Genomic DNA, 7,168 nt, shown 5'->3' on the forward strand with positions numbered 1-7,168 from the left:
GTGCAAGGACATGCTGACGACGCTGAAGGCCGTCGACCAGGACCTGCTGAAGGCCGCCGTGTCGGGCGAGAAGTTCCAGGAACTGTTCTTCACGAACTGCCAGGACGACGCCATCGCCGCCCACATCAAGGGTGTGCTGAAGTCCTGAGTTCGGCCGCGACAGTCTCGCGGGCTGCGAGACTGTCGCGATGCCTGTCGCACCTCCACCTCACCTGACGCTGCGCACGCTGACGCGCGGCGACGGCTTGCTCGGCCTGCGCCCGCGCGGCGCCCTCGGCCCGCGGGGCGAGCAAGTGACGGTGGCGATGCTGGCTGCGGCCGACGTGCAAGCCGAGCTGGCGCTACTGACGCGTGGCCTGATTGCGCTGGACCCGGCCCTGCTGCAATGGCGCGGTGCGCCGCAGCCTTTGGGCGCTTCGCTCTGGACCCTGGTCCAGGAAGAGTTCTTCGGCGACTTCAACGCCGAGAAAGTGCCGGAGCTGCGGGCCCTGGGTTGGCAGGTCACGACCGAGCCCGGCTTTGCCCACCACAGCCAGTTCGTCAGCGGCTGGCAGCTGGGCCTGACGGAAGAAGTGCCCGAGGCGCCCAAGCCCGACCGCCGCGTCGAAGGCCTGGGCCTGGAGCGCCGCACCGGCGCCTGGCTGGTCAGCCTGGGCATGGAGGTGGATGGCCAGCGCATCGACCTGGCCCCGCTGATCGCCAACCTGCTGCGCAAGGACAAGCGCTGGCTCGACGCGGTGGCGATAGGCGCCATCGAGGACGACGCCATCGTGTCGCTGCGCGCGCCTGGTGGCCGCCGCTATCACGCCGTTGCCGCGCCGCTCAAGGCCATCATGCTGGCGCTGCTGGATCTGCTCAAGGCGGTGGAGCTGGAGAAGGGCAAACCGCTCAAGCTCAATGCCTGGGACGCCGACCGCATCCGCTGCATCGAGGAGGAATCGCGCGGCCGCTGGCAGATCCATGGCGACGCGGGCCTGAAAGCGCTGGGCCAGCGCCTGCTGGCGGCCGGCGCGCCGACTTCGATGGCGCAGCCCGAAGGTCTCGGCCTGCAGCTGCGGCCCTATCAATTGCATGGCCTGGCCTGGCTGCAATACCTTCGCGAGCAGGGCCTCGCCGGCATCCTGGCCGACGACATGGGCCTGGGCAAGACGGCGCAGGCCCTGGCCCACATCTGGACCGAGAAGCAGGCCGGTCGGCTGGACCGCCCGGCCCTCGTCATCGTGCCGACCTCGCTGCTCTTCAATTGGCAGCAGGAGGCGGCGCGCATCGCGCCGGGGCTCAGGTTGATGACCTGGCATGGCGCCGACCGAGAGGCGGCGCAACTCGCCGATACCGACGTCGTGCTCAGCACCTACAACCTCGTCTGGCGCGACCTGCGCAAGCTGTCCGCCCAGTCCTGGCATCTGCTGATCCTCGATGAGGCCCAGGCCGTCAAGAACGCCCAGGCCCGTGCCGCCCGCGCGCTGCGCCGGCTTGACACCCGCCACCGCCTGGCCCTCACCGGCACGCCGCTGGAGAACCACCTCGGCGAGCTGTGGTCGCTGTTCGACCTGCTGATGCCCGGCTTCCTCGGCGACTCGCGCAGCTTCGCGCGCCATTGGCGCAAGCCCATCGAGGTCAACCGCGACGGCCCGCGCGCCCGCCTTCTCGCGGCGCGTGTGCGGCCCTTCGTCCTGCGACGCATGAAGACGGAGGTCGCCACCGAGCTGCCGCCGCTGACCGAGCTGGTCAAGCGCGTCACGCTGGTGGGCCAGCAGAAGCAGCTCTACGAGAGCGTGCGCGTGGCGGCCGACCACATGGTGCGCCGCATCCTGGCGCGCGACGGCTTCAACGCTACCAGCCTCATCAGCGTGCTGGACGCGATGCTGAAGCTGCGGCAGGTCTGCTGCGACCCGCTGCTGCTCAAGGGCGTGGAGATGCCGCCCTTTGTGGAGCGCGCCAAGCTCGAATGGCTGCGCGAGCATCTGCCCGATTTCGTTGCCCAGGGCCGGCGCCTGCTGGTGTTCTCGCAGTTCACCGAGATGCTGGACCTGATAGCCGCCGAACTGGACCGTTTGGGCCTGCCCCATCTGCGCCTGACCGGCCAGACCGCCGCATCTGCGCGTGGCGAGGTCGTGCGCCGCTTCCAGGCGCGCGAGGAACCCATCCTGCTGGCCAGCCTCAAGGCCGGCGGCGTGGGCCTGAACCTCACGGCCGCGGACACCGTCATCCACGTCGACCCCTGGTGGAACCCAGCCGTGCAGGCCCAGGCCAGCGCGCGCGCCCACCGCATCGGCCAGGACCAGCCGGTGTTCGTCTACCAGCTGGTGGCCCAGGGCAGCATCGAGGAGCGCATGCTGGAGCTGCAGGCGCGCAAGAAGGCCTTGGCCGACGGCCTGCTCGGCAGCGACGACGGCAGCAGCCTGAGCAAGTTCGGCGAGATGGAACTGAAGCTGCTGCTGGCGCCGCTGGAGGAGGCCGAACCCGGCCTGCGGCAGCCGCCAGCCGCCGACCTTCCCCACTTCTACGGATGACCCCGGCGCGGGCCGGCGGCCTACTCATGCCGGTCAATCAAGATCAGGAGCCAGCCATGACCACCCGAGAACACATCATCACCAACATCAAGGTCGACCTCGTCGTGAATACCAAGGACGATCTGCGCCGCATCGTGTTCGGGCTGGAGAAGGTCAGCGACGACAACGGCCTGCCGACCTGGACCATCCACTTCAAGCTGTTCCGCCGCGATGACAAGGCCGTGGCCTACGGCGAAGCGCGTGTGAGCCTGGACGTGGTCGTCGACAAGGAATTGCACAGCAAGGCCGCCGCCACAGCCACCAACGGCCTGACCGCCACGCAGGCCGCCTTCCTGGCCGGCCCGGCGTCCAACGCGGCGCTCGCGAGCCAGCAGCCCGGCGGCCCAGCGGCCGATGCCACCATCCAGCGCACGCTGATCAAGCGGTGAGGCGCCCGCCACTGGGCGCGTGCTGGGCGCTGTCCCTGCCCGCCCTGCTGGCGCCCGCCGTCGTCAGCGCCGGCCCGCAAGCCGGGCAGGCTGCGGTGGTCGTCGGCAATGCCTGTCCGGCCAACGGCGCGTTGGGCGGCATGCCCATCCATGCCGTGGACGTGCAGACGCCGCTGGCCTTCCTGCCCTGGATCCGCGCGGACCTGAACCAGGCGAAGGCCCTGGCCGAGCCGCTGCGCGGCACGCCCTACAGCGCCAGCCAGGTCACGGCCGTGTGGAACCAGATCGCGGCGCTGCCCTTCGCCAACCTGGATGTCGAGGCCCGTGTCGGCGGCCGCGTGCTGCCGGTGATGGTCAGCTGCACGCCGCAGGGCCTGGACCTGGTGTTCTTCGTCTACGCCATCAAGGCCTCCCTGTCGGTAGGGCTCACCTGGGAGTCGCGCCAGCGCGAGACGGCAGCCCCGGAGCGCCAGTCCGGGCAGGAGGCCTTGCGGCCAGGCATGCGCCTGCAACCGCGCCTGGGGTACCGGGCCGGCGAGGGCGCAGGCGCCGGGCTGGCGGCCCTCTACAACCGCAGCGGTGCCGGTGCCGATGCCTATTGGCGCTCCCTCGCCGTCGATGCCTACGCCAGTGATCGGCTGCGCGACGTGGCGCTGGCGCTGGAGGGAGGGCGGGAGCACAGCGACGGCATCTGGGCCCACACGGCCTGGCGGCTGGGCTATGCCGACAAGTCGGTGCCCGCCAAGTCCGTGTCGCGGCTGGGGCAGAACAACCTCGAGGCCCAGGCCTTCGCTCAGACGCATCCGCTGGGCAGCTGGGCGTTGGCGCTGCGCCTCGGAGCGGCGCTGGACGCCGGCCAGCACCGCAGCCGCGGCCAGGACGACCCCGCCGCAGGCCTGGTGGCGGACCAGCGCTACCAGTCGCTCAAGCTGATGGCCGGCACCACGGCACGGCTGGCGCGACAGAGCCTGGCCGCGAGCTATGCGGTCGAGTTCGGCGCCGGCAGCGGCGGCGCGGGCCTGGACTGGGTCAAGCAGATCGTCGACATCGCCCATGAGGGCCGCTGGCTGGTGGCCGACCATCGCAGCCTGTCGCTGGAGACGCGTCTGACGCTGGGCCATCTGCGCGAGGCAGGCCTGGTGCCCCACGGCGCGCGCTTCTTCGCCGGCGGGCGCGAGCAGCCCTTCATCGGCGGCGAGGAATGGCAGATCCGCGCGGCGCCGCTGCTGCGCAGCCTGGGCACCAATGCACTGGCCGGCAGCGCCGCCAGCCCGGGCTATCGGCGCTTCTCGGCCCTGAGCCTGACGGCGGCGCTGCCGGTGTTCAACCAGCCCCTGGTACCGGCCGAGGCCTACCGCGACGCCCAGGTCCGCGCTGCACTGAACGGCCAGCTCGACTCCGCCGTCGGCGGCCTCGCGGCGGACAACCGCACCACCCTGCCGACCTATCTGCAGGCCATTGCGCAACTGCCCAAGGTGCAGCAGACCCTGGGCGCGCTGGATGGTGCCGTGGCCGCCGTGCAGCCCCCTGCGGGCAGCGCCGACAGCGATGCGTTCGCCGCCTGCAAGGGGCAGCTCGCGCAAGCCCAGGACGAGATCACCCAGGTGTTGCAGGAGTCCAGCCTGACGCAACTGGGCCTGTTCACCGAACTGCTGCCCGGTGAAGACACCGCCAACACCCTGGGGCAGGTGGTGGCGCTTTGCGTGGACGGCTTCAACGCCGGCCCACGCAACCCGCGCGTCACGCAGCAAGGCGCCGTGCTGCGTGCCGACATCGAGCAGCTGGCGCGGTGGTTCGCGGCGGCCGATCCCAAGCTGGCCGAGCGAGACGCGCGCCGCGAGATCGAACCGGTGCGCCATATCGTCGACACGCTGATGGATGAGATCAATGTCATCGCCATCAGCCCGCTGCTGATGCTGGACGCGGTGAATCTCGGCCCGCGCCTGAGCGGCCCCCGTACCCGCCTTGCCGTGGGCACGGGCCTGCGCGTGACGCTGGTGGACAGCGTGGATTTCAGCCTGGGCTATATGGCCAACCTGCGCCGCCAGACCGGCGAGGCACGGGGTTCGTTCTTCGTGACGATGGAGTTCAAGGACCCGTTCTGATCCCGGTCCTCGCAGTACAGGACGGGCGCCGGCGTCAGCGCCGCGCGGCCACCCAGCGCCATGCACGTRGCAGCAGCAGCACGGCGGCCAGCACCACCAGCAGGCCCACGGACAGCGGCCGCTCGATGAAGACGCTCCAGTTCCCGCTGCCGATGGACAGTGCATTGCGCCCCTGGGCCTCGGCCAGGGGSCCRAGGATCATGCCGACGACGATCGGCGCGGTCGGGAAGTCGAAGCGCCGCATGGCGACGCCCATCAGCCCCAGGCCCAGCMTCAGGAAGAGATCGAAGGCGCTCTGGCGCATGCCGTAGACGCCGACGGTGGCAAAGATCAGGATGCCCGCATACAGCTGCGGCCGCGGGATCTTCAGCAGCTTCACCCACAGGCCCACGAGCGGCAGGTTCAGCACCAGCAGCATCACGTTGCCGATGTAGAGCGACGCGATCAGCGCCCACACCAGGGCCGACGACGTGGTGAACAGTTGCGGGCCGGCCTGGATGCCGTAGTTCTGCAAGGCGCTGAGCAGGATGGCCGCGGTGACCGATGTCGGGATGCCGAGTGTGAGCAGGGGCACGAGGGTGGCCGTCACCGCCGCGTTGTTGGCGGCCTCGGGGCCGGCCACGCCCTCGATGGCGCCGGTGGTGCCGAACTCTTCCTTGTGCTTGCTGAGCTTGCGCTCGGTGGCATAGCTCAGGAAGGTCGGGATCTCTGAGCCACCCGCGGGGATGGTGCCAAACGGGAAGCCGATGAGGGTGCCGCGCAGCCAGGCTGGCCAGGAGCGCCGCCATTCCTGGCGCGTCATGTGCACGCTGCCCATCTTGTTGAGATCGGTGGTGCTGCGGYCTTCGTAGAGGGCCAGGTACAGCGTCTCGCCCACCGCAAACAGGCCAACCGCGACGAGCACGGTTTCGATACCGTCCATGAACTCCGGCACGCCGCCGGTGTAGCGCACCTGGCCAGTGATCTGGTCCAGGCCGATCAGGCCCAGGGCAAGACCGATGAAGAGCGATGTCATGCCGCGCAGCGTGCTCTTGCCCAGCACCGCGCTGACCGTCGTGAAGGCCAGCAGCATCAACAGGAAATACTCCGGCGGGCCGAGGGTGACGGCGAAGTCTGCGACGAGGGGTGCGAACAGCGTGACGAGCACGGTGGCGATGGTGCCGGCCACGAAGGAACCGATGGCCGCGGTGGCCAGGGCAGCGCCGGCGCGGCCGCTCTTGGCCATCTTGAAGCCTTCCAGCGCCGTCACCATGGTGCCGGTCTCGCCGGGGGTGTTGAGCAGGATGGAGGTTGTCGAGCCGCCGTACATCGCGCCGTAGTAGATGCCGGCGAAGAAGATCAGCGACGCCGTCGGTTCCACCTGGGTGGTGATGGGCAGCAGCATGGCCACCGTCACCGCGGGGCCCAGGCCCGGCAGCACGCCGATGGCCGTGCCGATGACGCAGCCGAGGAAGGCCCACATCAGGTTGATGGGCGTGCCGGCGGTGGCGAAGCCGCCGAGCAGTTGGTTCCAGAGATCCATCATGGTGTTTTCCTCACAGCCAGCCGCTGGCCGTCAGGCCGGGCAGGTTGATCGCCAGCAGCTTGGTGAAGAGCCAGAACACCGGCGCCGCGATGCAGATGCCGGTCGCAAGATCCAGCAGGCCACGCTTGATTGCGCCGCCCGTCTTGCCTTCCGAAATTCGCAGGCCGCGCACGGCGAATGCAAAGCACAGCGCGCAGGACAGGATGAAGCCCAGCGTCGTGATGAGGCTCGCGTTCAGGATGACGCCAGCGATGACCCAGGCGACGGCCTTCCAATCGCCACGCTCGGCACCCGACGGCGCCTCCATCTCGCGGTAGCCCCCTGTGCGCGCCTCCCAGACAAGCCAGGCGCCGCAGATCATCAGCACCACCGACACCAGCCAGGGCAGGGCGTTCGGCCCGACACCGGCATAACCGGCCTCCGACGAGATGAAGGTCGCGCCGTAGGCCATCACCGCGCCGATCAGCAGGGTGCCGACGCCGACGAATGTCTGGCCGTTGGAAGAGGAATTGCTGCTCATCAGCGATCCTTGTGAATTCGCGGCAGCGCCGCGTGAATTTCGGGCCGAGCGCCGGGCCGCTCCCAAGCCGGCCCGCG

Annotated in this window: 6 protein-coding genes; 4 read left to right on the forward strand and 2 right to left on the reverse strand. The window is 69.8% G+C overall.

Features of this window, described 5'->3' with window-relative positions:
• Positions 1-10: 10 nt before the first annotated feature.
• Genes AC1DU6_RS15130 through AC1DU6_RS15145 form a run of 4 tightly spaced genes read left to right on the forward strand, consistent with a single transcriptional unit; the run spans position 11 to position 5,046 of the window.
• Positions 11-148, forward strand: coding sequence for a hypothetical protein (locus AC1DU6_RS15130; RefSeq protein WP_477858055.1), 138 nt, complete (start codon positions 11-13; stop codon positions 146-148).
• A gap of 40 nt (positions 149-188) precedes the next feature.
• Positions 189-2,513 (forward strand): DEAD/DEAH box helicase, encoded by a 2,325-nt coding sequence (locus AC1DU6_RS15135; RefSeq protein ID WP_477858052.1) that lies wholly within the window; start codon positions 189-191, stop codon positions 2,511-2,513.
• 56 nt (positions 2,514-2,569) lie between these two features.
• Entirely contained in the window at positions 2,570-2,941 is a 372-nt protein-coding gene (locus AC1DU6_RS15140) for a hypothetical protein (RefSeq protein ID WP_457320325.1), read from the forward strand.
• Positions 2,938-5,046, forward strand: a complete 2,109-nt coding sequence (locus AC1DU6_RS15145; protein WP_457320323.1) for a hypothetical protein — start codon at positions 2,938-2,940, stop codon at positions 5,044-5,046. The genes AC1DU6_RS15140 and AC1DU6_RS15145 overlap by 4 nt, the downstream gene beginning before the upstream one ends.
• A 34-nt stretch (positions 5,047-5,080) precedes the next feature.
• Here the strand turns inward: AC1DU6_RS15145 and AC1DU6_RS15150 are convergent, their stop codons facing one another.
• Complete coding sequence (locus AC1DU6_RS15150) at positions 5,081-6,571, reverse strand: tripartite tricarboxylate transporter permease (RefSeq protein WP_477858054.1); 1,491 nt, start codon at positions 6,569-6,571, stop codon at positions 5,081-5,083.
• Between the two features lie 10 nt (positions 6,572-6,581).
• A complete protein-coding gene (locus tag AC1DU6_RS15155) occupies positions 6,582-7,091 on the reverse strand; it encodes a tripartite tricarboxylate transporter TctB family protein (protein ID WP_457320321.1) in 510 nt (169 codons plus the stop codon).
• Between the last annotated feature and the right edge of the window lie 77 nt (positions 7,092-7,168).

Source organism: Roseateles sp. P5_B10 (genome assembly GCF_056400485.1).